The sequence below is a fragment of the Streptomyces sp. NPDC041200 genome, assembly GCF_055591805.1.
On the sequence record NZ_JBVIZF010000036.1, the window covers coordinates 22,346 to 46,154 of the forward strand.

Here is a 23,809-nt window from a genome sequence, read left to right on the forward strand (position 1 = left end):
TCCGCACACTGCCACCCCTTGACGCCCAGATCTCCCCTGTCCCCAGGAGCACGCCCATGACCCACGACGATGCGGCGCCGGTCTACGGCAGCGCGGTCACCAAAGTAGAACCCTTCGGGGTCGACCACATCCCCGACAACGAGCGGCACGGCAAGCCCAGCTCGCAGTTCTTCGTCTGGTTCGCCGCCGGCCTCAACTTCCCCATCATCCTGCTCGGGTTCAGCGCGATCAGCCTGGGTCTCAGCTTCACCGGCGCGGTCGCCGCGATCGTCGTCGGGGCCGGGGCCGGCTCGGTGCTGATGGCTGTGATGTCCAAGATGGGCGTACGGCTCGGGGTGCCGCAGCAGATTCAGGCGCGCGGGCCGCTGGGCTTCTTCGGAAACTTCCTGCCGGTGGCGTACATCAATGTGTTCGCCGGGGTCGGCTGGGCCTCGGTCACCGTGATCCTCGGTGCCAAGGCGATCTCGGAGCTGACGCATCTGCCGTACTGGCTCTGCGGATTGCTGCTCACCGGGATCGAGCTGGTGGTATCCATCTTCGGCTACAACATGATCAACTTCCTTCAGCGCGTGCTCACTTATGTGCTCACCCCGCTGTTCGCGATGATCACGGTCGTGGCCCTGGTGCGCGGCGCGGGCACCTTCGACGCCAACCCGAAGGCGTCCGGCTACATCGGTGACACCGGCGGCTGGATCACCTTCTGCGGCTGGTTCCTCTCCTTCCTCGTCGCCTGGGCGCCGTTCGCCTCCGACTACTCGCGCTATCTGCCGGACACCCCGGACGTGGTGAAGCGCACCGCCTGGTACACCGGGTTCGGCAACTTCGTCACCATCTGCTGGCTCGGCATCCTGGGCGTCCTGGTCGGCTCGAACGCCAACAGCACCGATTCCATCACCGCCCTCCACGAACTGGCCGGGCCGTTCGCCATACCCGCGCTCATCGCGGTCGGCCTCTCGGCGCTCGCGCAGAACTTCCTCAACGTCTACGGCGGCGCGATCTCCGTCCAGACCCTGAAGGTGCCGGTCACCCGGACCCAGGCGGTCACCGTCATCTGTCTGCTGGCGTACGTCATCAGCCTGTGGGGCGAGTCCGGGATCGAGGAGAAGTTCTCCGTGTTCCTCAACCTCACCGCGTACTTCATCGCGCCCTTCGCCGTCGTACTGCTCCTGGACTACTGGCTGGGCGGCCGCTCCGACCCGGCCCGGATCGCCGAACTGTACGACCGCAAGCGGGTGCTCTCCTGGGGCTTCGTCGCGTGGGCGGGCGGCGTGCTGGCGTCCGTACCCTTCTGGGAGTCCAAGCTGTACACCGGCGCGTTCGCCTCGGCGTACCCGAGCGCGGGTGACCTGAGCATGTACGTCGCCGCGGGCGCCTCCCTGGTGCTGTACCTGCTGACCTACCGGCTGAAGCCGCTGTGGGTGCGCGCCGGTGACGAGGCCCCGGCCGGGCAGCCCGCGGAACCCGCGACGGTGGCGGGTCCCTGACGGTACGTCAAGAACGGGCGGCATCGCGGTGGCGGTGCCGCCCGTTTCGTCTCTGTCGCGTCTGGCGGGCGCGACGCTCACCCGGGGCGGCCCAGCTCCTTGCGGAACAGGTCCAGCACATTGCCGCCGAGGATCTGATGGACGGCGGCCTCCGAGAAGCCCCGGTCGATCAGCGCCTCGGTGACCAGGGGGAGACCGCGGGGCCCTTCGAGGCCCGGGACGACCAGCTCGGCGTATTCCAGGTCCTCACAGCACGGCGGGCTGACATCGGCGCTGACCTCCTTGATGAAGTCCGGCCCGAGACCCACCCGGTCCGGCCCCGCGACCTCCGCGACATGGGCGATGTGGTCGGCCAGCCGGTCCACGGTCCGCTCGTCCGGATCGGTGGCCAGGAACTCGCCGAGGAAGTTCACGCACACCATGCCACCGGTGGCCACGATGCCGCGGATCTGGTCGTCGGTGAGATTGCGGTGATGGTCGAGCAGCGCACGCGCCGACGAGTGGGTGGCCAGCACCGGGCGGGTGGCCAGCTCCAGCACATGGGCGACGCCGGAGGCGCTGAGGTGGGAGACGTCGAAGAGGATGCCCAGGCGCTCCATCTCCCGCAGCGCCTCGACCCCGGCCGCCGTCAGCCTGCTGCCGGTGGCGTCCTCGCCGCTGCCGTCGGCCAGCGCGGTACGGCCCCAGTGGGCGATGGACGCGACCCGCACGCCCAGGCGGTGGACGGTCGGGATCAGTTCCACGTCGGCGTCGAGGCCGGGGGCGCTCTCCAGCGCCAGCACCAGCGCGATCCTGCCCTCCGCCAGCGTGGCGTCGATGTCGGACCCGTCCAGGCACAGCCGTACCGCGTCCCGGTTGCCCTCGGCCAGCGTATGGGCGCACTCGATCATGCGCAGCGTCTCCCGCAGCGCGCCTTCGGGGCGGAACCGGTCGTCGATGAAGACCGGCAGCACCTGGAGGTCCACACCGCCTTCGCGCAGCTGGGGCAGCCACTGGTCCCGGAAGAAGGACGCCCAGCGCCGCGGCGGGCGGGCGGCGACGGCGATCAGCAGATCATTGTGGGCGTCGGCGACGACCGCGCGGTGATGGAGTTCGCGGGACACGTGCGGTATTCCTCCACGGTTCAGGGGCTGTTACGGGGCGGGGCACCCCGAACCTAACGATGCCGTGGCGGTACGGGAAGCGGAATCCCGGCCCGGATCGTTCGGATCCACGGAGCGGATCGCCCAAATCCCCGGCCCGGAATCTCGCCCCGCTGTTTCCCGCGCCCGCGGCGGGGCACCCGGGACGCCCGGAGGTGGCCGATGGCGGACGGCGACAGGACCACCGGCGACGGCGGTCTGGTGGCGACCGCCGTCGCGCTCACCGTGGCCACCGGTGCGATGGACGCGATCAGCTTCCTCGCCCTCGGTGGCGTCTTCACCAGCGTGATGACGGCCAACCTCTCGCTCCTCGGCATCTCGGCGGGCGTCCAGGACCCGGGACGGGCCCTGGACGCCTCCGTCGCCGTGGCCAGTTTCGTCGTCGGCGCCCTGCTCAGCGCCCGGATCGTGCGCGGCGAGCGGCCCGCCCGGCGGGCCCGCTGGGCCCTCGGCGTGGAAGTGCTCGCGCTCGGCGGGCTGTGGGCGGGGTGGGCCACGACGGGCGGCCACCCGGGCGGGGGCGCGCGGTCGGCGCTGCTCGCGGTGGCCGCGCTCGCCATGGGCGGCCAGAGCGGCCTGGTGCGCGCCGTCGGGCCGCCCGGGATGTCCACGACGTACCTCACCGGCACCCTGACCGGTCTGCTGGTCGACATGGCCCGCGACGGCCGGGTGCGCTGGGTCAGCGCGGCACTGCTCGCCGCGCTCGTCGTGGGCGCGACGCTCGGCGCCCTGCTGGTCACCCACGCCGCTTTGGCCGCGCCCGCCCTCCCGGCCGGGCTGGTCGCGCTGGTCCTCCTGGCGTCGTTCGCCGCACCGGGGGTACGGGACTTCAAGTGGGCGTCGATCGAGGGACGTTGAGCGGGGAGGGTGGAGAGGCGGAACGCCCTTCCGGCGGGCGGGCCCGGGTGACAGACTCCAGCCGTGACCGACTTCGACATGCTTGTCATCGGATCCGGCCCGGGCGGCCAGAAGGCCGCCATCGCGGCGGCGAAACTCGGCCGCGGGGTCGCCGTCGTCGACCGGCCGGACATGGTGGGCGGGGTGTCCCTGCACACCGGCACCGTGCCGTCCAAGACCCTGCGCGAGGCGGTGCTCTACCTCACCGGGCTGACCCAGCGGGATCTGTACGGCCAGAGCTACCGGCTCAAGGAAGAGATCACGGTCGCGGACCTGACGGCGCGCACCCGGCATGTGGTGCGCCGCGAGGTGGACGTCGTCCGCAATCAGCTCTCCCGCAACCGGGTCGCGATGTTCTCCGGCACCGGACGGTTCGTGGACGACCACACGGTGGCCGTGACGGACGCGTCCGGCCAGGAACAGCGGCTCACCGCGCGCCGCATCGTGATCGCCACCGGCACCCGCCCGGCCCGCCCGGCGAGCGTGGAGTTCGACGAGCGCACGGTCATGGACTCCGACAGCGTCCTCAGCATGGAGCGGGTGCCGCGGTCCATGGTCATCGTGGGGGCCGGGGTGATCGGCATCGAGTACGCCTCGATGTTCGCCGCGCTGGGCAGCAAGGTCACCGTGGTCGAGCAGCGCGACGGCATGCTGGACTTCTGCGACGTCGAGATCGTCGAGGCGCTCCGGTACCGCCTGCGGGACCTCGCCGTCACCTTCCGCTTCGGCGAGACGGTCGCGGCGGTCGAGCGGCATGAGCGCGGCACCCTGACCGTGCTGGAGAGCGGCAAGAAGATCCCGGCCGAGGCGGTGATGTACTCCGCGGGGCGGCAGGGGCTGACCGAGGAGCTGGACCTCGCGCGGGCCGGGCTCACCGCCGACCGGCGCGGCCGGATCACCGTGGACGAGCATTACCGTACGGCCGTGCCGCACATCTACGCGGTGGGGGACGTCATCGGGTTCCCGGCGCTGGCCGCGACCTCCATGGAGCAGGGCCGCAGCGCGGCGTACCACGCGTGCGACGAGCCGGTGAACCCGATCCACGGCCTCCAGCCCATCGGCATCTACTCCATCCCGGAGATCAGCTTCATCGGCCGGACCGAGGACCAGCTGACGGAGGCGAGGGTGCCCTTCGAGGTCGGGATGTCGCGCTACCGCGAGCTGGCCCGCGGCCAGATCGTCGGCGACGGGCACGGCATGCTGAAGCTGCTGGTGTCCCCGGAGGACCGGCGGCTGCTCGGCGTGCACTGTTTCGGCACCGGCGCGACCGAGCTGATCCACATCGGTCAGGCGGTGATGGGCTGCGGCGGGACCGTCGACTATCTGGTGGACGCGGTGTTCAACTATCCGACCTTCGCCGAGTCCTACAAGGTCGCCGCGCTCGACGCGACGAACCGGATGCGCGAGGTCGACCACCTGGGCGACTGAACCGACTGCCCGGGGGGCTGCCCGGGCCACCGCCCCTAAAGGCATCCTTTTGGGATACTTGGAGACGTATCGGGAGGTGGTTCGACATGACCCGCGCAGTCGGTATCGACCTGGGGACGACGAACTCCGTGGTCTCGGTCCTCGAAGGCGGTGAGCCCACCGTCATCACCAACACCGAAGGCGCCCGGACCACCCCCTCGGTGGTCGCCTTCGCGAAGAACGGCGAGGTGCTGGTCGGCGAGGTGGCCAAGCGCCAGGCGGTGACCAACATCGACCGCACCGCCCGCTCGGTCAAGCGCCACATGGGGGAGGAGCGCTGGCGCTTCCCCGCCACGGGTGACGTGGACGGCAAGCGCTACACCGCCCAGGAGATCTCCGCGCGGGTGCTCCAGAAGCTCAAGCGCGACGCGGAGGCCTACCTCGGCGAGGACGTCACGGACGCCGTGGTCACCGTCCCGGCGTATTTCAACGACAGCCAGCGCACCGCCACCAAGGAGGCGGGCGAGATCGCCGGGCTGAAGGTGCTGCGGATCATCAACGAGCCCACGGCGGCCGCCCTCGCGTACGGGCTGGACCGGGAGAACGATCAGCGGATCCTGGTCTTCGACCTCGGCGGCGGCACCTTCGACGTCTCGCTGCTGGAGATCGGCGAGGGGGTCGTCGAGGTCAAGGCCACCAACGGCGACACCCATCTGGGCGGCGACGACTGGGACCAGCGCGTCGTCGACTACCTGGTCAAGCAGTTCAAGAACGGTTACGGGGTCGATCTGGCCAAGGACAAGATGGCGGTGCAGCGGCTGCGCGAAGCCGCCGAGAAGGCCAAGATCGAACTGTCCGCGGCGACCGAGACCACGATCAACCTGCCCTACATCACCGCGTCCGCCGAGGGCCCGCTGCACCTGGACGAGAAGCTCACCCGCTCGCAGTTCCAGCAGCTCACCGAAGATCTGCTGGAGCGCTGCAAGGCCCCCTTCCACCAGGCGATCAAGGACGCCGGGGTCAAGACCTCCGACATCGACCACGTGATCATGGTCGGCGGCTCGACCCGGATGCCCGCGGTGACCGACCTGGTCAAGGAGCTGACCGGCAAGGAGCCGCACAAGGGGGTCAACCCGGACGAGGTCGTCGCCATCGGCGCGTCCCTCCAGGCGGGCGTCCTCAAGGGTGAGGTCAAGGACGTCCTCCTGCTGGACGTCACTCCGCTGTCCCTCGGTATCGAGACCAAGGGCGGCATCATGACCAAGCTGATCGAGCGCAACACGACCATTCCGACCAAGCGCTCGGAGGTCTTCACGACGGCCGAGGACAACCAGCCGTCCGTGCAGATCCAGGTGTTCCAGGGGGAGCGCGAGATCGCCGCGTACAACAAGAAGCTCGGGATGTTCGAGCTGACCGGGCTGCCGCCCGCGCCGCGCGGGGTGCCGCAGATCGAGGTGGCCTTCGACATCGACGCCAACGGCATCATGCACGTCTCCGCCAAGGATCTGGGCACCGGCAAGGAGCAGCGGATGACCGTCACCGGTGGCTCGGCGCTGCCGAAGGACGACATCGACCGCATGATGCGCGAGGCCGAGAGTTACGCGGAGGAGGACCACAAGCGCCGCGAGGCCGCCGAGACCCGCAACCAGGCCGAATCCCTCGTGTACCAGACCGAGAAGCTGCTGCGCGACCAGGCCGGGAAGGTGCCGCAGGACGTCCGGGAGGAGGCCGGGACGGCGGTCGCGGAGCTGAAGGAGACGCTGAAGGGCGAGGACACCACGGCGATCCGGGACGCCACGGACAAGGCCGCCGCCGTCGGGCAGAAGATCGGCACCGCCCTCTACGCCCAGGCGCGGCCCGGGGACCGGTCCTCCGGGACCCCGGACGGCGACGGAAGCCAGGAAGGCTCGCACCCGGACGCCGACGAGGTCGTGGACGCGGAGATCGTGGACGACGAGAAGCCGAAGGGGAGCACCGGCTGAGCGCCCCGGAATGTTGCTGCGGAAGGTGTGCTCCGGCCATGGCGCGGACCCGGAATGCGAGGAGAATGGGGGGTGACGTGGAGAACCCCGGGGATGTGTCCGTGAGCAACGGAACCGGCGACACCGGATACGGGAACATACGGCTCGACCGCACCGGTCAGGCCGAGGCGTTCGACGCCATCGGCGACCGCTACGACGAGGCGTTCCCGCACAAGGACGGCCAGCTCGCCGCGGGCGAGTGGCTCATCGGCACGCTCCCGCGCGGATCCCGGGTGCTCGACCTGGGCTGCGGCACCGGGCTCCCCACCGCGCGCCAGCTGACCGGCGCGGGGCTCCGGGTCACCGGGGTCGACCTGTCCGCCGGAATGGTGCGGCTCGCCCGCTCGTACGTCCCCTGCGCCGACTTCCAGCAGCTGGACATCGCCGATCTGCGCCACGGGGGCCCGGCCGATCTCGGCCGGTTCGACGCGGTCACGGCGTTCTTCTCGCTGCTGATGCTGCCCCGCGCCGAGATCCCGCTCGCGCTCGGCACCATCCACCGCCTGCTGCTCCCCGGCGGGCTGTTCGCCCTGTCGATGGTGGAGGCCGACGTGGACGACTACGCGATCCCGTTCCTCCGCTCCACCATCCGCGTCACCGGCTATCTGCGGGACGATCTGCGCCAGGTCATCGAAGCGGCCCGCTTCGAGATCGTCGGCGAGTCGTCCTACACCTACGCACCGGCCTCCTCGGACGTCCCGCCCGAGGAACAGATCTTCCTCCGGTGCCGACGAGGCGGCTGAGAATCCGCGTCCGCGGCGAACGGCACAGCTGATGGCGTACCCGTACCCCACCCCCCAGCAAGGCCCGGACCGGCCGGGCGACCGGTCGGCGGGACCCGCCACGCCGTCCCGCCGCTCCCCGCCGCCACAGTCCGGCCCCGACCGGTCCGGCGCGGAGCCCCCGCGCGAGGAGGCGGCGTACGCCACCGGCCCGCAGACCGACCGCCTGCGCTACCTCGACACCGCCACCCGGCAGATCGCCCGCGGCATGGACCTCGACGAGACCCTGCACGAGCTGTGCCGCGCCGCCGTGCCCGCCTTCGCCGACGCGGCCGTGGTGCACCTGCGCGACCCGCTCCCCGCGGGCGAAGAGGAGCCGCCGGGCCCGCTCGTCCTGCGCCCCCACAGCGCGGGCCCGGGGGGCGGGGTGCGGGCGGTCCGGGCCCGGCTGGGGGACACGGCGGACGGGGGTGCGCGGCTCACCGTCACCGGAGGGCTCGCGGAGCTGCTGGCGGCCGGGCGGCCCGCGTTCGGGGATGTGCCCCGGATCGCCGCCGAGGTCGCCGAGCTGCTGAGTCCCGCGGTGGGCGGCCCGGGCCCGGTGCCCCCCGGACAGCGGCTGATCATCGCCCCGCTGCGCGGCCGGGAGCACATCGTCATGGGCGCCGCCGTCCTCGTACGCCACCGTGACCGGCCGCCGTTCACCGGTGACGATCTGCTGGTCGCCTCCCAGCTCGCCACCCACACCGCCCTCGGCCTGAACAAGGCGGTGCTCTACGGGCGCGAGGTCTCCGTCGCCGACGCCCTGCAGCGCACCATGCTGCCCTCCTCGCTGCCCGAACCGATCGGCGTCCGGCTGGCCACCCGCTATCTCCCCTCCTCGAAGACCTCCCGGATCGGCGGTGACTGGTACGACGCGATCCCGCTGCCCGGCAACCGCGTCGCCCTCGTCATCGGCGACGTCATGGGCCACTCCATGACCTCCGCCGCGATCATGGGTCAGCTGCGCACCACCGTGCAGACCCTCGCCGGGCTCGACCTGTCGCCGGACGAGGTGCTGCACCATCTCGACGAGCAGGCCCAGCGGCTGGGCAGCCAGCACATGGCCACCTGTCTGTACGGCATCTACGACCCCATCGCGCACCGGTTGCTGATGGCCAACGCCGGGCACCCGCCCCCGGTGCTGTTGCGGCCGGGGGGCCATGGCCAGGTGCTGCCGATACCGCCCGGCCCGCCGGTCGGCGTCGGCGGTGTCAGCTTCGAGGCGGTGGAGATGTTCGCGCCCACCGGGGCCACCCTGCTGCTGTACACGGACGGTCTCGTGGAGTCCCGCGACACCGATGTGTCCACGGGGGTCGAGCGGCTGCGCGACCGGCTGCACACCACCGCCCAGGTGCTCGACCCGCCGCCGCTGGAGCTGCTGTGCGACGCGGCGGTGGGCGGCGTCGGGCCCCGGGACCGGGACGACGACATCGCGCTGCTCGCCGCCCGCTTCGACGGCATCCCCTCGTACAACGTCGCCTACTGGTTCCTGGACCCGAAGCCGCAGACCGCGGGCCGGGCCCGCCGCCTCACCCGCCGCACCCTGCGCCGCTGGCATCTGGACTCGCTGCTGGAGACGACCGAACTGATGGTCAGCGAGGTGGTCACCAACGCCGTCCGCTACGCGACCCGGCCGGTGACGCTGCGCCTCCTGCGCACCGATGTGCTGCGCTGCGAGGTGGGCGACGATTCGCCGTTCGTGCCCAGGATGCTGCACGCCCGCCCGGGCGACGAGGGCGGCCGCGGACTGTTCCTGGTCAACCAACTCGCCCGGCGCTGGGGCGCGACCCGGCTGAGCACCGGCAAGCTGGTGTGGTTCGAACAGCGGCTGCCCCGGGACCTCCGGATGGAGACCCCGGAGGACTGACCGGCCCCTGCCGGGTCACCGGCGGAAGATCTCCAGCCGGGTGGGCGCCGGGCGGTCCGGCGGCGGCAGGACGAGCGGCCGCCGCCCCGGGGTGATCGACCCCAGGATCCCGGGGTGCCGGGCTCCGGTGCAGCTCGGCACCGTACCCGCCAGCCCATGGGCGGTCAGGAAGCCCAGGACGGCGAAGGCGTACGCCTCCTTGGCCGCCGCCGGAAGCCCCAGCTCGTCGGAGGCCCGCACGGCGATCGTGCCGAGCGTGCGGCGGAGTGCGGCCATCAGGGCGGGGTTGCGGATGCCACCGCCGGAGGCGATCACCTCGGTGGCGTGGACCGAGCGCGCCGCGTCGGCCACGGTGCGGGCGGTCAGCTCGGTGACGGTGGCGATGACGTCGTGGCCGTCCACCGGGCCGGTGGACGCCAGCGCGGCCCGCAGATAGGGCAGATGGAACAGCTCCTTGCCGGTCGTCCTGGGCGGCGGCAGCGCGTAGTACGGCTCGGCCAGCAGCCGTTCCAGCAGCCCGGGGTGGACGGTGCCGCGCGCGGCGAGGGCGCCGTCCGCGTCGTAATCCCGCCGACCGCCCGTCAGGTCCCGTACGGCCGCGTCGATGAGGGCGTTCCCGGGGCCGGTGTCGAAGGCCAGCGGCTCACCGGACCGGGGGACCACGGTGAGGTTGGCGATGCCGCCCAGGTTCAGCGCGGCGCACACCCCGGGCCGCCCGCGCAGCCACAGCGTGTCGACCAGGCTGACCAGCGGAGCGCCCTGACCGCCCGCGGCCACGTCCCGGCCGCGCAGATCGGAGACGACCGGGACGCCGGTGGCCTCGGCGATCCAGGCGGGCTGGCCGAGCTGCAGCGTGCCGCGCACCCGGCCGTGCTCGGCCCAGTGGTACGTGGTCTGGCCGTGCGAGCTGATCAGATCGGCCCGTCCGCCGCACAGCTCCCGGTCGGCGCGGACGGCGAGCCGGGCGAACGCCTGGCCGATCCGGGTGTCCAGCGCGCACACATCCGCCATGGTGGTCGCCGCCGGTGGCAGCGCGGCGGCCAGCGCCGCGCGCAGCTCGTCCGGATAGGCGGCGCTGAGCAGGCCCAGCGGGGCGAGCACCAGGGTGTCGCCGTCGAGGGCCAGGTCGGCGGCCGCCGCGTCCACCGCGTCATGGGATGTGCCCGACATCAGTCCGATCACGCGCATGGGGTCTCCTCCTCGGTCTCGTCCCGGGGCGGGTGCCGGTCCTCCTCCCGCAGCGTGCCCCGGTGGGTGTCGCCGCGCAGGGTGGCCAGCGCGACCAGGCTGAGCGCGCCGGTCGCCGCCACGTAGTACGCGGGGATGTCCGCCTCCCCGGTCCGTTTGATCGCCTCGGTGATGATCAGCCCGGCGCAGCCCGAGAACACGGCGTTCGACAGCGCGTACGCCAGGCCAAGTCCCGTGTACCGCACCCGGGTCGGGAACATCTCGGCGAGCATCGCCGGTCCCGGCCCCGCCATCAGCCCGACCACCGCGCCCGCCACGAAGACGGCCGCGCCCTGGACGAGGGCCGAACTGCCCGGATCCTGTAGGAGGCCCAGCAGCGGGAAGGCGAGTGCGGTCACCAGGGCCGCGCCGGTCACCATGACCGGGCGCCGCCCGATCCGGTCGCTGAGCAGCCCCGCCGGGAGGATGGCGGCCGCGAACCCGGCGTTGGCCACCACGGTGGCGATCAGCGCCTGCTGGAAACTCGCGTCCAGGGTGGCCTGCAGATACGAGGGCATGACGACCAGGAAGGTGTATCCGGCCGCCGACCAGCCCATGACACGCCCGGCGCCCAGCACGATGGCCCCGGCCGTCTCGCGGCGCCCGGCCGCCGCCCCACCCGGCCCGGGCCGCGCGCTCGCCGTGCGGAACGACGGAGTCTCCTCGAGCCGCAGCCGTAGCCACAGCGCGGTCAGCCCGATCGGCAGGGCCAGCAGGAACGGCACCCGCCAGCCCCAGTCACGCAACGCCTCCTCGCCCAGCGCGGTCGCCAGGACGGCGGCCGTCCCGGCCCCGACGAGCAGCCCCAGCGCGACGGTGAACGACTGCCACGCCCCGTACAGCCCGCGGCGCCCCGGCGGAGCGAACTCCGTCATGAGCGACACCGCGCCGCCGAACTCCCCGCCCGCGGAGAGCCCTTGCAGGATCCGCGCCAGGGTGAGCAGCCACGGGGCGGCGGCGCCCACCGTGCCGTACGTGGGCAGCAGACCGATGAGCGTGGTGGCGCCGGTCATCAGCAGCAGCACCAGGATCAGGGTCGGGCGCCGTCCGATCCGGTCGCCGGCGCGGCCGAAGACGGCGGCGCCGATGGGCCGGAAGAAGAACGCGAGCCCGAACGAGGCGTACGTCTTGACCAGGCCCTCCAGCTCGCTGCCGCCCTCGGGGGTGAAGAAGTTCGCGGCGATGACGGTCGCGAAGAAGCCGTAGACGCCGAACTCGTACCACTCGATGAAGTTGCCGACCGAACCCGCCAGCAGGGCGCGGCGCCTGGCCGGACCGGGGAGTAAAGCGCTCACATCCGGAACCCGTACCCGCCCGGGGCGGGTCCGTACCGGAGGGACCGGAGGGAGAGGGAGGGGCTACCGGGGCGGACCGTTCAGCGGCTGTTCGGCCCAGATGGTCTTGCGGTCGCCGGAGTACCGGGTGCCCCAGCGCTGGCTGAGCTGGGCGATGAGGAACAGGCCCCGGCCGCCCTCGTCCATCCGGCCCGCCCGGCGCAGATGCGGCGCGGCCGCGCTGCTGTCGGACACCTCGCAGATCAGCGACTCGTTTCTGACCAGCCGCAGCTGGATCGGGCCGCGGGCGTGCACGATCGCGTTGGTGAGCAGCTCGGTGGCCACGACCTGGGTGGTGGCCACCAGATGGCCCAGCTGCCACCGGACCAGCTGGCGCGCCACATGCTCCCGGGCCCGGGCGACGACCTCGGGCTCGGCGGGCAGGTCCCAGGCGGCGCAGCGGTCGTCGCTCAGCGCGCGGGTACGGGCCACCAGCAGCGCCACGTCGTCGGACGGATGGCCCGGGATCAGCCGGGAGACGACGGTGTCGCACACCGCGTCCAGCGACAGGTCGCGGCAGCCGTCGTCCAGGGCGCGGCGCAGGTGGTCGAGCCCGGCGTCGATGTCGTGGTCGCGCGACTCCACCAGGCCGTCGGTGTAGAGCACGAGCAGGCTGTTGTCCGGCAGTTCGGCCTCGGTGGCCTCGAACGGCAGCCCGCCCACGCCCAGCGGCGGCCCGTTCGCGGAGTCCAGGAACTCGGCCCGGCCGCCGGGGGTGATGACGGCGGGCGGGGGATGCCCGGCCCGGGCGAAGGTGAGGTGGCGGGTGATGGGGTCGTAGACCGCGTACACACACGTGGCGCCGAAGGCATAGGCGTCGATGGCCGGTTCGGGGGCGACGCCCGTCGTGGCGCCGGTGGCCTCGCCGGACTCTGGGCCCTCGGCGGCCTGTTCGTCGACCAGCCGCCGCACCTGGTCGTCGACGTGGGCCAGCAGCTCGTCGGGGGGAAGGTCGAGGTCGGCCAGGGTGCGCACGGCGGTGCGCAGCCGCCCCATGGTGACGGCGGCCTTCATCCCGTGGCCGACCACGTCCCCCACGACGAGCGCCACCCGGGCCCCGGACAGCGGGATCACATCGAACCAGTCGCCGCCCACCCCCAGCCGGCTTCCGGCGGGCAGATAGCGCGACCGGGTCTCCACCGCCGCCTGGGCGGGCAGCCGCTGGGGCAGCAGGCTGCGCTGGAGGGCGAGGGCGGTGCCGCGTTCGCGGGTGTAGCGGCGGGCGTTGTCGACGCAGACCGCGGCGCGCGCCACGATCTCGTCGGCCAGCAGCAGATCGTCCTGCTCGAAGGGGTCGGTGCGATCCCGCCGCAGGAACACCGCCACTCCGAGGGTGCTGCCGCGCGCCCGTACCGGCACCACCATCCAGGAGTGGATGCCCCACCGCTTGATGCCCTCGGCGCGCTTGGGATCGTCGGCGAGCCAGCCGGGCACCGGGCCCGGGCCGTCCACCGATTCCATGACGGAGGTGCCGGTGGCCAGGGCGCGGGCGAAGGGGGAGTCCGGGGCGGACGCGTGCACGTCCACGTCCTCCACGTCGGCCACCGCCTCCGGGGTGCCGGGCACGATGGACTGGTGCGCGGCGCGCCGGAACACGGTCTCGCGCGCCACCGCCCCGGTGGGCGGCTCCTCGCCCTCGAAGACCGAATCGATGAGGTCGACGCAGGCGAAGTCCGCGAGCCGGGGCACCGCCACGTCGGCCAGCTCCTGGGCGGTGTGCAGCAGGTCGAGGGTGGAGCCGATACGGGCGCTGGCGTCGTTCAGCACCACGAGCCGCTCCCGGGCGCGGTGCCGCTCGGTGATGTCGAGCACCGCGTGGCAGACGGCGAACACCTCGCCGGAGCGGTCCTTGAGCGGAAAGACCGAGTTGGACCAGACGTGCTCCCGGCCCGGGTCGGAGGGCACCCGGCCCTGGACCTCGATGTCGGCGACCGCGACGCCTTGGCGGAGCACCTGGTGCTGGGTCGCCTCCATTCCGGAGGTGTCCACCTGCGAGACCGTCTCGCTCAGGGTGAGCCCCAGGCGCTCCTCGTCCGGGACTCCGCTCAGTCGGCGCAGCGCGGCGTTCTGCATCAGACAGCGGTACTGGTCGTCGTAGACGCTCATGGCCACGGGCGACGCCAGGCCCAGGCCGTCCAGGAGCGCGCGGCCGATGTCCTGGCGCCGCACCGATGTCTCGCGGGTGGCCTGCAGCAGCCAGTGGGGGCGCCCGTCACCAGGGGACCACGGCTGGGCCCACAGGACGGTGTGTATCTCCTCGCCGTCGCGGTGGCGCAGCACCGCCGGACCGCCTCCGGCGGCGGTGTACGCGTCGGCGCGGGGCGGCCCCGGGCCGCCGGGGGCGAACAGCTCGGCCAACGGATGTCCCACCACGTCCTCGGCCCGGTACCCGAGGAGCTGGTGCGCGCCGAGACTCCAGCCGGTCAGCACGCCCCGTTCGTCCACCACGAGGGCGGCCTCGGAGACCGGATCGGGGAGGTGGTGGGGCCATCCGCGGAAGGTGGTGTCGCCCATTGCATGCGCTCTCGCCTCGTATCGGCACGTGCGCCTCACACGGACACATGCGCCTCGTATCGGCACGTGCAGCGAATTTTACTCCGCCGGGCTCGGACGACCCCTTGGCGTCAGTCATTAATTCATATTTAATATCGGCCGTGACGTCTTCTTCTCCCGCTCAGGGGTCCGGTTGCGTGATCATCACCGGCGCCGCAGGCGGCATCGGCGCGGCCACCGCCCGCCGACTGGCCGCGGACGGCGCGGGGGTGCTGATCGCCGATGTGCTGCGCGAGGAGGGCGAGGACGTCGCCCGGGAGATCCGCGCCGACGGCGGACGGGCCGCCTTCCAGCACTGCGACGTGGCCGACGAGGCTTCCTGGGACGCGGCGGTGCGTACCGCCACCGAGGCCTTCGGGCCGGTGTCCGGGCTGGTCAGCAACGCCAGCGCGGTACGGATCGGGCCCGCCGACGAGATCGGCCTCGACGACTGGAACCGGCAGCTGTCGGTCGGCCTCACCGCCGCCTTCCTGGGCTTTCGCGCCTGTCTCCCCGGCCTGCGGGCCACCCGGGGGAGCGCGGTCCTGGTGTCGTCCGTACACGCCCGTATCGGGCTTCCCGGCCGCCCCGCCTACGCGGCCGGGAAGGCGGGCCTCACCGGGCTGACCCGCCAGCTGGCGGTCGAGTACGGCCCCGCGGTGCGGGTCAACGCCGTCCTGCCGGGCCCCGTCCTCACCCGCGCCTGGGCCCAGATCAGCGAGGAGGACCGGCGCGATAGCGCCGAGCAGACCGCCGCCCGCCGCCTCGGCCGCCCGGAGGAGGTGGCCGGGGCCATCGCCTTCCTGCTCGGCGGCGACGCCTCGTTCGTCACCGGCGCCTCGCTGGTGGTCGACGGCGGGTGGAGCGTGCTGAAAACCAGTTCATGAGGAGCAACCTGTGATCATCACCCGAGTGGAGACCTTCGCGGTCCCGCCGCGCTGGCTGCTGTGCCGCGTGGAGACCGACGAGGGCGTCGTCGGCTGGGGCGAGCCCGTGGTCGAGGGCCGCGCCGCCACCGTCCGCACCGCGGTCCACGAGCTGTCCGAACTCCTCGTCGGCAAGGACCCCGCGCGGATCGAGGACCACTGGCAGCTCATGACCAAGGGCTCCTTCTACCGCGGCGGCCCGGTGCTCTCCAGCGCCGTCGCCGGACTCGACCAGGCGCTGTGGGACATCGCGGGCAAGACCCTCGGGGTGCCCGTCCACGTCCTGCTCGGCGGCCCGGTACGGGACCGGGTCCGCGCCTACAGCTGGGTCGGCGGCGACGAGCCGAGCGCGATCGGCGAGGCGGTCGCCGCCCAGGTCGAGGCGGGCTTCACCGCGGTCAAGATGAACGCCTCCGGGCGGATGAACCGGCTGTCCACCGTCTCCGACATCGACGCCGTCGTGGCGCGCGCCGCCGCCGCGCGCGAGGCCCTGGGCCCTGACCGGGACTTCGCGGTCGACTTCCACGGCCGCTTCACCGCCGCGGGCGCCCGCAAGATGCTGCCCCATCTGGCCCCGTACAACCCGCTGTTCGCCGAGGAGCCGGTCCTTCCCGAGTACACCCATCTGCTCGGCGACCTCGTCGCCTCCTCGCCCGTCCCCATCGCCACCGGCGAACGGCTCTACTCGCGCACCGACGCGCTGCCCGCGCTCCAGGCCGGGGTCGCCGTGCTGCAGCCCGACCTCTCGCACGCCGGGGGCATCTCCGAGGTGCGGCGCATCGCCTCGCTCGCCGAGGTCTTCGACATCCCCCTCGCCCCGCACTGCCCGCTCGGCCCGGTCTCGCTCGCCGCGAGCCTCCAGATCGCCTTCGCGACCCCCAACTTCCTGATCCAGGAACAGAGCATCGGCATCCACTACAACGACGGAGCCGAAGTCCTCGACTACGTGGTCGACCCCGAGGTGTTCCGCTTCCACGACGGCCACATCAACCGGCCGACCGCCCCCGGCCTCGGCATCGAGGTCGACGAGCGGGCGGTACGCGCCGCCGACGGAACCGCCCCCGACTGGCGCGGCCCGATCTGGCGCCACCCGGACGGCTCGTTCGCCGAGTGGTGACAGACCGCTTCCGGGGGCGCCGCTTCCGGGGGCGCGCTCAGCCGCGCAGGACGGCGTTGCACTCCCGCTGCAGCGCTATGTCCTGCCACATCGGGTGCTGCGGCGCGGCGTTGGAGCACACCACCGCGCCCCACGCCCCGACCCGCGCCGCCTCCGCCACCGCGCGGCGGCAGAACGCGGCCCCCACCGGGCCCTCCTCGAACGTGCCGTGCAGCGGGGTGTAGCCGATCCAGCCCTCGCCGAAGACCAGCGGCACACCCGTCTCCGCCGCCCAGTCGGCGGCGGCGTCGATCCAGGTGACCAGCTTCTGCTCCATCGCCAGCCGGTGCGTCGCGTAGCGCTCGTACAGCCACGCGTCCCACTTGGCCGGATCGCACCAGTCGTGGACGTAGATCTCGCGCGGCCCGACCGTGGTGGCCGCCAGCCGCCACCGGTCGCGCTCCGGAGGCACCCAGTCCGCCAGATCCGGCGCGCCCGGGCGCAGCAGCTCCCGGCGGGCCCGCGGCTGAGGGAAGGGCCGGGCGCGGTCGCGGATCGCGAAGGTGTCGATCAGCTCGCCGAGCACCCCGTAGACATACGGATGGAACACGGCGACGTCGATGTCGCGGGGTACTCCGCGCAGCGAACCGACCGGCACCATGGCGTAGTTGACGGTGACCGGACGGTTCGGGTGGCGCTCCCGGAACCGGGCGAGACCGCGCTCCAGCCGGGGGCGCAGGGCGACGACCCGGTCCTCGCCCTGCCGCAGACCGTCGGTGAGCCGGGTGCCCTGCACCTCGTTGTGCAGCTCGGTGAAGGCGATCCGGTCGTCGAGACCGTGCACCACGAGGAAGTCGATCAGGTCGGCCAGCGCGTCCGCGAGCACCTCGGCGCGCCGCTCGGGATCGACCGCCATCAGGGCGTCGAACCAGGCGCGGTCCTCGGCGAACGACGGGCTCTGCTGGTACTCCCAGCTGGAGAGGATGACGTAGCAGTCGTGCCGCAGGGCCGCCTCGAACAGCGCCCGCAGCTGGGCGCGTCCGTCGATCTCGGCGACCGCGCCCACGTCGTACCAGCGCATCCGCTGCCCGTAGTCACCGCCCAGCGGGCGCAGCCGCAGCTCGCTGGTGTCGAGTCCGGAACCGAAGAGCAGAAACGGCATCGCGCAGATCCGCACCGTGTTGTAGCCGCGGGCGACGGCGTCCTCGAAGGCGCGGTCCAGATCGGCGAAGGGCTCGCCCGGGCCGGTACGGGTGTACCAGCTGAAGTCCCACAGCGAGATGGTCAGGGTGGCCGGGAGATGGGCGTGCGGCGACTGCGTCACAGGGGGCTCCCCGCGGTCGACGTGCTCGTCGGTGAGGTCGGTTCATCGTCCGGGCGGGCCTGGGGAGTGTCAAGATGTATTCATAAATAATACCCAGCGTCGATGACCATTCCCGAGGAGAACCCCATGGCGTCCTATTCCGGCCGCGGAGTGCACGGCCAGGTGGTCCAGCGGCTGGGCGCCCGCATCGTCGGCGGCCACTGGGCCGAGGGTGACGTCCTCGATGTCCGGGCCCTCGGCGAGGAGTTGGACGTCAGCCTCACCGTGATGCGCGAATCCCTGAAGGTGCTGGCGGGCAAGGGGCTCATCGACGCCCGGCAGAAGCGCGGCACCTACGTCCGCCCTCGCTCCGCCTGGAACCTCCTGGACGCCGACGTGATCCGCTGGCGCATGGCGGGCGGCGACGGCGAGCGGCTGATGCGCGACCTCACCGATGTGCGCTCCGTCGTCGAACCCGCCGCCGCCCACCGCGCCGCGCTGCGCCGCACCGACGCCGACCTGACCGCGCTGGACGCCGCGCTGGCCGCGATGGAACACGCCCGGGGCGACCTGGCCGCCGAGGCGGACGCCGACGCCGCCTTCCACCGGGCGCTGCTCGCCGCCACCGGCAACGAACTCCTCGCCCGGTTCGATCTGATCCTGGAGCCCGGGCTGCGCGAGCGCGACCGGCTGGTCCACGCCCACGGCGACGCCGACGACCCGGTGCCCAGCCACCGCCGGGTGCTGGACGCGGTACGCGACCGGGACGCCCCGCGCGCGGAGCTGGCCATGCTCGATCTGCTCGTCAAGGCGGCCGAGGACGTCGGCGCGGCCGCGTCCCGGCCCGCCGACGGCTGACCGGACCCGCGGCCGGGCGCGAAGGAGATCAGCGCCGGTTCCTGCCGGACCACATGGGTTCCACGGCCTTCCACTCCGCCTCCCACTGCGCGTACCGGCGGCGGTCCAGCACCTGCCGGACCCGGGCCCGCCCCGCGAACGCCGCGGCGAGCACCACAGCGGCGGTCAGCGTGCCGGTGAACCAGCCCATCGTCCGCGCGGTCGAGGCCGAAGTGGGCGGCTGGGCCAGCTTTCCGTCCCGGTCCACCCACACCCGTACGTCCGTCCCCGCGTCCGCGCCGCCGGGCACCGTCGCCACACCGGTGTGCCGGGCGCCGTCCCCGCCGGTCCAGTTGACCTTCGCCATCCGCAGCTCGGTGGCCTCCGACTGGCCGGGACCGCCCGGAGGCGACTCGGCGAGCCGCGCGGTGACCTGGTGCCGCTCCGCGGCCTGGAGGTGCACGACGTTCATCTGCGACGCGTACGCGGCGTTCCCCGAGCTGATCGCGGCCATCGGCAGGCCGAGCCCGAGGACCAGCAGGAAGAGCGCGGTGAACCAGGACTGGACCCGGTCGGTCCGCCTGCGCAGCGGGTTGCGTCCCCTGGCCGGACGGCCCAGCAGGGGCGGTTGGGGTCCGAAAGCGCCCCGCGGTCCGTGGGTGTTCATGGGTCTGAGGCCTCCAGCGAGTGCTGACGTCGTCGCGTGGCGCGCCATGCGCCGGGGGTGCCCCATGGCGCGCCACGCGACGGGAGTGGGTCAGGTGCGAGGAGCGGGCTGATACGCGCCGGGCACCATCCGGGCGCTGATCGCTGTGCGGTTGTACGCGTTGATGACGACGGCGGCCCAGATCAGCGCGGCCACCTGCGGCTCGTCGAAGACCTCGCACGCGGCTCGGTAGACCTCGTCCGGAACGTGGCCGTCCTGAACCTCGGTCACCGCCTCGGCCAGGGCGAGCGCGGCCCGCTCGCGCTCGGTGAAGAACGGGGTCTCCCGCCAGGCGCTCAGGGCGTAGATGCGCTGCTCGGTCTCGCCCTTCGCCCGGGCGTCCTTGGTGTGCATGTCCAGGCAGAACGCACAGCCGTTGAGCTGGGAGGCGCGGATTCTGACCAGTTCGAGCAGCTCGGGCTCGACCTTCGCCTCCCGCGCCGCCGCGACGGCCGCCGCGTGCAGGGCACCCATCGCGGCGGACACCTCCGGGGCCAGCTTCTTCAGCTCCAGCCGGGCGGTGGTGGCCTGGGGCCCGGGCGCGGTAGCGGTCATCGGTGAACTCCGTTCGTCGGCATGAGGACATCGGCACAGCTGTCGAGCCAGCTCTGCCAGGAAGCGGCGCGCAGGGCCGGACCCGCGCGCAGCGGACGGCCGAGCCACGCGGTCACGGGACGGATCCCGTGCAACGCGTTGACCAGCCACACCTCGCGCCCGTCCAACGCGTGGACGGGACACCGGCGGTGTTCGGTACGGACGCCCAGCTCCGCCGCGCGCTCCTGGATCAGGGCCGTGGTGACGCCCGCCAGCAGCGGCAGGTCCGGCGGCGGCAGGCACAGCACATCGTCCTCCCACCACAGGACGTTCGCCGTCGTCCCCTCCAGCACCATGCCCGAGGGGGTGGTGAGCATCAGCTCCTGCGCACCGCGCTGTGCGGCCCGGTGGCGCAGATGCGCCAGCAGGGACAGATCCGGCCCCTTGCGGCGCGGATGGACGCGCGGGTCGAACTCCTCGGTCAGACAGACCGCCACATTGGCCGTCCGGGCCGGTGCGGGCCGTATCCGCACGTAGAGCCGGGCCGGTTCGGGACCGGCCAGCTCCACCCGCGGGAACCAGCGGCCGGTGCGCGGCAGTGCCGCCACCGCGTCCCGCCAGAAGCTCTCGATCCGGGCCGGGGAGTCGCCCGTCGCCTCGGCGCACGCGGCGGCGAACCGCCGGTGGTGGTGGTCCAGCGCCCGCGCCCGGCCCTCGTCGACCAGCCAGGAGTCGGCGGCCAGCAGCGCGCTGTCGGGCACCGGGCGGGAGGGCATCAGCCCGCCGTCCTCGCGCCACATCAGCGTCCACTGCTGCTGTTCGGAGGGCTTCTCCCGGCCGGTGTGCTGCCGGGCCGCCGCGATCGTGTTCGTGTCCGTGTTCACGTCTCTGTTCCCCTCCACCGTCAGTACTTCCGCGCCGCGTCGGCCATCGGGCCGCCGCGGGGGCCGTACGGGGCGTGCTCCAGCCACGCACCGCACCGGGGGACCACCGGGGCCAGCGTGGCCGCCGCGCGCTGGGTCACCCGACCCCAGCGGCGGGGCCGCATATGGTCTAGGGCCGCCCCCGCGGCCACGCTGTTGAACAGCGCGGCACGGCGGCGGGTGGAAGCGAACTCGTCGATGGCCACGGGTGCCCGCGAGGGGTCGGAGCATGCCACCGATATGGCGTCGGCCGCCGCGACCGCGTCCGCGATCCCGCTGTTCATCCCGCGGGCCCCGAACGGCGGGAACAGATGCGCCGCCTCGCCGGTCAGCAGCACCCGGCCCGCCGGATCGGTGAACGAGGCGGCGACCTTGCGCAGGAAGTGGTACCGGGACACCCACAGCACATGGTGCGCGCAGTCCGCGCCCACCAGCCGGGGCAGCCAGCGGCGCACCGCCTGCTCGGTGTCGTACGTGCCCGGCGGGTCGTCCGCCCGGCACTGCAGGTCGATCTGGAAGCCGCCGGTGAACGGCACCCGCAGCACGGTGCGGCCGCCGGCGGCGGGGTGCTCGTAGTGGAAGACCCGCTCGGCCGACAACTCCCCGCCCGCCGGATCCGCCACGTCCACCACCACGTGGTAGCCGTCGGAACGGGTGCCCTCCAGCGGGATGTCCAGCGCCCGGCGCACGCCGGAGCGGGCCCCGTCGGCGGCGATCGCGTGGGCCGCCGTCCAGCTGTCGCCGTCCGCCGCCGTCACCGTCACCTCGGTGCCGGTGGCCCGGACCCCGGTCACCTCGGCGTCGAAGCGGAAGTCCACGCCCGCCTCCAGGCAGGCCTCGTACAGGAACCGCTCGGTGTCCACCTGGCGCAGGCTCGCGAAGGCGGGCAGCTTGCCCTCGCCGCCGCTGTCCGCGGCCTCCGGATAGGTCTGCGCGAACACCTGGCGCCCGCGGTAGAGGGTGCGCCGGGTCCGCCAGGTCGTGCCGTACGCCGCGATGCGCCGCCCGAGCCCGGGGTGGGCGCCCTCCAGCAGTTTCAGCGACTGCCGGTGCACGAACAGCGCCCGGCTCCCGGGCCGGACCCGGTCCTTCGCCCCCGACTCCAGCACGGTGACCGGCAGTCCGCGGGCCCGCAGCGCGAGCGCCGCCGTCATCCCGACCGGCCCGGCGCCCACCACCAGGACCGGCCGCCCGTCCGCCGCCGGGTCAGCCATGGGCCTGGACGGTGGACAGCGTGGGCAGTCCGCCCTCGGCCAGCAGCCGGCTGATCTCCAGCCGCTTGATCTTCCAGGTGCCGGTGCGGGGCAGGTCCTCGAAGCGGCACTGCACCGGATCGGCCAGCGGCGGCAGGTCCGAGGTGGCCGTCCGCCAGCGGTCCGCGTCCAGTGGCTGGTCGCCGCGGGTGCACACCACCGGTACCGGCTCCAGGCTGGGACCGTGGACGATGATCACCTCCCGGAGTTCGGCGACCCGGGACAGCAGCTCGTCCTCGACCTCCAGATTGGACTCGACCGTGGCGTGCTGGTCGACCTCGCGGTCGAGCAGGTACAGCGCGCCCCAGCGGTCGCGGTAGCCCATGTCGCCCATCCGCCACCAGCCGCGGTCGACCTGCTGGGCGTACTGGTCGGGGGCGCCGAGATAGGTGAGGATGCGGCCGCGGGTACGGGCCTCGATGGCCCCGGGCTTGCCCGGTGGACACGTCCGTCCCTTCTCGTCCACCACCCGGACCCGGGTGAACCCGGGGATGCCGGTGCCCACCCGCCGCCCCTGCACCCGGTCCGCGCCGCGCCGGGTGTACCAGCCGAAGGCGATCGGCCCGGTCTCGCTCTGTCCGTACAGCTGCACCAGCCGCGGGTCGCGGCGGCGGGACGCGCCGAGCAGCCGCTGCACGGTGCGGGGATGGATGGCGTCGAAGGTGGAGCCGTACGCCCGTACGTTGGCCAGCGGCATGCCCGGCGCGGTGACCAGGTCCTCCCACAGCACGAAGGTGTTGGGGTGGGTCTCCACGATGCCCGGCCGGTACTTGGCCAGCAGCGGGCCCGCATGGGCCGGGTCGGGGTCCAGGAGCAGCAGCAGCGGGCTGCCGAAGTGCAGCAGCACGCCCAGCAGATGGTAGAAGCGGGAGTGCACGAACGACATGTGCAGCGCGGCCGACTCGCCGCGGGTGGCCCGCCCCAGCGCCTGCTGCGGCACGAGCCGGTTCCACATGGTGTGCGCGCAGTGCACCGCCAGCTTGGGGATGCCGGTGGTGCCCGAGCTGTGCGTGATCAGCGAGGGCTCGCGGGGGTGCAGCCGGATGGGCGCGCGGCGCGGCACCCCGGCGAACTTGGAGAGCGGGATCGTGTTCACCGTGCCGGGCGCCTCGTCCACCGTGAGCACGCCGCGGGCGAGCCCGGTGTCCAGCCCGCTCAGGGTGGATTCCAGCGCGGCCCGGTCGGTGAGCAGCCAGGGCGCGTGCAGCCGGTCGAGCAGCACCGCGACCACCCCGCCGTCCAGCGAGGGCGACAGCAGGGCGGGCACCGCGCCGATGCGGGAGACGGCGCAGGCCAGCAGCACGATGTCGACGTTGTCGCTCTTGTGGATCGCCACATGCTCGCTCGGCCGCACCCCCGCCGACCACAGCCGGGCGGCCAGATCGTCGACCAGATCCGCCAGATCGGTGTACCCGAGGTCCGTACCGGCGTCCGGTGCGACGTCCAGCGGCCGGTCGAGCGTCACCCGGACCCTGCCGTGGCGGGCCGCGGCCTCCTGGAACATCAGCCCGAGGTAGAACCCGCGTTCGGGGAGTAGCCGCTCCAACATATCCAGT

The 23,809-nt window shown here is 73.0% G+C and carries 19 protein-coding genes; 9 read left to right on the top strand and 10 right to left on the bottom strand.

From position 1 onward, the window contains the following. Positions 1 to 56 precede the first annotated feature (56 nt). Positions 57 to 1,484 carry a purine-cytosine permease family protein gene (locus ACZ6CL_RS37135; RefSeq protein ID WP_468944485.1) on the top strand — a complete coding sequence of 476 codons (1,428 nt, stop codon included), beginning with the start codon at positions 57 to 59 and terminating at the stop codon, positions 1,482 to 1,484. A gap of 77 nt (positions 1,485 to 1,561) precedes the next feature. On the opposite strand, the gene ACZ6CL_RS37140 is transcribed toward ACZ6CL_RS37135, so the two are convergent. After that, positions 1,562 to 2,587 (bottom strand): dipeptidase, encoded by a 1,026-nt coding sequence (locus tag ACZ6CL_RS37140; RefSeq protein WP_468944488.1) that lies wholly within the window; start codon positions 2,585 to 2,587, stop codon positions 1,562 to 1,564. A gap of 201 nt (positions 2,588 to 2,788) precedes the next feature. Here ACZ6CL_RS37140 and ACZ6CL_RS37145 point away from each other — a divergent pair, with 201 nt between their 5' ends. The 5 genes from ACZ6CL_RS37145 to ACZ6CL_RS37165 all read left to right on the top strand — a co-directional run bounded on the left by ACZ6CL_RS37145 (position 2,789) and on the right by ACZ6CL_RS37165 (position 9,582). Beyond that, positions 2,789 to 3,484 carry a YoaK family protein gene (locus tag ACZ6CL_RS37145; RefSeq protein WP_468944490.1) on the top strand — a complete coding sequence of 232 codons (696 nt, stop codon included), beginning with the start codon at positions 2,789 to 2,791 and terminating at the stop codon, positions 3,482 to 3,484. Positions 3,485 to 3,547: 63 nt separating this feature from the next. Then, the gene (gene sthA, locus ACZ6CL_RS37150; protein ID WP_468944493.1) at positions 3,548 to 4,951 is read left to right on the top strand and encodes a Si-specific NAD(P)(+) transhydrogenase; all 1,404 of its coding nucleotides are present in this window, start codon (positions 3,548 to 3,550) and stop codon (positions 4,949 to 4,951) included. Between the two features lie 86 nt (positions 4,952 to 5,037). After that, entirely contained in the window at positions 5,038 to 6,912 is a 1,875-nt protein-coding gene (dnaK, locus tag ACZ6CL_RS37155) for a molecular chaperone DnaK (RefSeq protein ID WP_468944496.1), read from the top strand. Positions 6,913 to 7,007: 95 nt separating this feature from the next. After that, complete coding sequence (locus ACZ6CL_RS37160) at positions 7,008 to 7,694, top strand: class I SAM-dependent DNA methyltransferase (protein ID WP_468944544.1); 687 nt, start codon at positions 7,008 to 7,010, stop codon at positions 7,692 to 7,694. A 31-nt stretch (positions 7,695 to 7,725) separates the two neighbouring features. Next, positions 7,726 to 9,582, top strand: a complete 1,857-nt coding sequence (locus ACZ6CL_RS37165) for a SpoIIE family protein phosphatase (RefSeq protein WP_468944499.1) — start codon at positions 7,726 to 7,728, stop codon at positions 9,580 to 9,582. Between the two features lie 15 nt (positions 9,583 to 9,597). On the opposite strand, the gene ACZ6CL_RS37170 is transcribed toward ACZ6CL_RS37165, so the two are convergent. The 3 genes from ACZ6CL_RS37170 to ACZ6CL_RS37180 all read right to left on the bottom strand — a co-directional run bounded on the left by ACZ6CL_RS37170 (position 9,598) and on the right by ACZ6CL_RS37180 (position 14,657). Continuing rightward, positions 9,598 to 10,770, bottom strand: coding sequence for an anhydro-N-acetylmuramic acid kinase (locus ACZ6CL_RS37170; protein ID WP_468944501.1), 1,173 nt, complete (start codon positions 10,768 to 10,770; stop codon positions 9,598 to 9,600). Continuing rightward, positions 10,761 to 12,104: an MFS transporter gene (locus ACZ6CL_RS37175; RefSeq protein WP_468944504.1), complete on the bottom strand. Its 1,344-nt coding sequence runs from the start codon at positions 12,102 to 12,104 to the stop codon at positions 10,761 to 10,763. Before ACZ6CL_RS37175 ends, ACZ6CL_RS37170 begins: the two co-directional genes overlap by 10 nt. A gap of 63 nt (positions 12,105 to 12,167) precedes the next feature. Further along, positions 12,168 to 14,657 carry a SpoIIE family protein phosphatase gene (locus ACZ6CL_RS37180; protein WP_468944506.1) on the bottom strand — a complete coding sequence of 830 codons (2,490 nt, stop codon included), beginning with the start codon at positions 14,655 to 14,657 and terminating at the stop codon, positions 12,168 to 12,170. 131 nt (positions 14,658 to 14,788) lie between these two features. Between ACZ6CL_RS37180 and ACZ6CL_RS37185 the strand changes: the two genes are divergently transcribed. Then, complete coding sequence (locus ACZ6CL_RS37185) at positions 14,789 to 15,562, top strand: SDR family NAD(P)-dependent oxidoreductase (RefSeq protein ID WP_468944546.1); 774 nt, start codon at positions 14,789 to 14,791, stop codon at positions 15,560 to 15,562. 10 nt (positions 15,563 to 15,572) lie between these two features. Next, positions 15,573 to 16,718 carry a galactonate dehydratase gene (gene dgoD, locus ACZ6CL_RS37190; protein WP_468944509.1) on the top strand — a complete coding sequence of 382 codons (1,146 nt, stop codon included), beginning with the start codon at positions 15,573 to 15,575 and terminating at the stop codon, positions 16,716 to 16,718. A gap of 37 nt (positions 16,719 to 16,755) precedes the next feature. On the opposite strand, the gene ACZ6CL_RS37195 is transcribed toward dgoD, so the two are convergent. Next, positions 16,756 to 18,021 carry a cellulase-like family protein gene (locus ACZ6CL_RS37195; protein ID WP_468944512.1) on the bottom strand — a complete coding sequence of 422 codons (1,266 nt, stop codon included), beginning with the start codon at positions 18,019 to 18,021 and terminating at the stop codon, positions 16,756 to 16,758. A 126-nt stretch (positions 18,022 to 18,147) separates the two neighbouring features. On the opposite strand from ACZ6CL_RS37195, the gene ACZ6CL_RS37200 reads away from it, so the two are divergent. Then, positions 18,148 to 18,858, top strand: coding sequence for a FadR/GntR family transcriptional regulator (locus ACZ6CL_RS37200; protein ID WP_468944549.1), 711 nt, complete (start codon positions 18,148 to 18,150; stop codon positions 18,856 to 18,858). Positions 18,859 to 18,886: 28 nt separating this feature from the next. Here the strand turns inward: ACZ6CL_RS37200 and ACZ6CL_RS37205 are convergent, their stop codons facing one another. The 5 genes from ACZ6CL_RS37205 to ACZ6CL_RS37225 form a co-directional block, all read right to left on the bottom strand. Further along, positions 18,887 to 19,504 carry an Rv1733c family protein gene (locus ACZ6CL_RS37205; protein WP_468944514.1) on the bottom strand — a complete coding sequence of 206 codons (618 nt, stop codon included), beginning with the start codon at positions 19,502 to 19,504 and terminating at the stop codon, positions 18,887 to 18,889. Positions 19,505 to 19,594: 90 nt separating this feature from the next. Then, positions 19,595 to 20,098, bottom strand: a complete 504-nt coding sequence (locus ACZ6CL_RS37210; protein ID WP_468944517.1) for a carboxymuconolactone decarboxylase family protein — start codon at positions 20,096 to 20,098, stop codon at positions 19,595 to 19,597. Beyond that, entirely contained in the window at positions 20,095 to 20,877 is a 783-nt protein-coding gene (locus ACZ6CL_RS37215; RefSeq protein WP_468944551.1) for an aminotransferase class IV, read from the bottom strand. The genes ACZ6CL_RS37210 and ACZ6CL_RS37215 overlap by 4 nt, the downstream gene beginning before the upstream one ends. Before the next feature lie 104 nt (positions 20,878 to 20,981). Further along, positions 20,982 to 22,214 carry an FAD-dependent monooxygenase gene (locus ACZ6CL_RS37220; RefSeq protein WP_468944520.1) on the bottom strand — a complete coding sequence of 411 codons (1,233 nt, stop codon included), beginning with the start codon at positions 22,212 to 22,214 and terminating at the stop codon, positions 20,982 to 20,984. Beyond that, positions 22,207 to 23,802: a class I adenylate-forming enzyme family protein gene (locus tag ACZ6CL_RS37225; RefSeq protein WP_468944522.1), complete on the bottom strand. Its 1,596-nt coding sequence runs from the start codon at positions 23,800 to 23,802 to the stop codon at positions 22,207 to 22,209. The genes ACZ6CL_RS37220 and ACZ6CL_RS37225 overlap by 8 nt, the downstream gene beginning before the upstream one ends. Positions 23,803 to 23,809 lie beyond the last annotated feature (7 nt).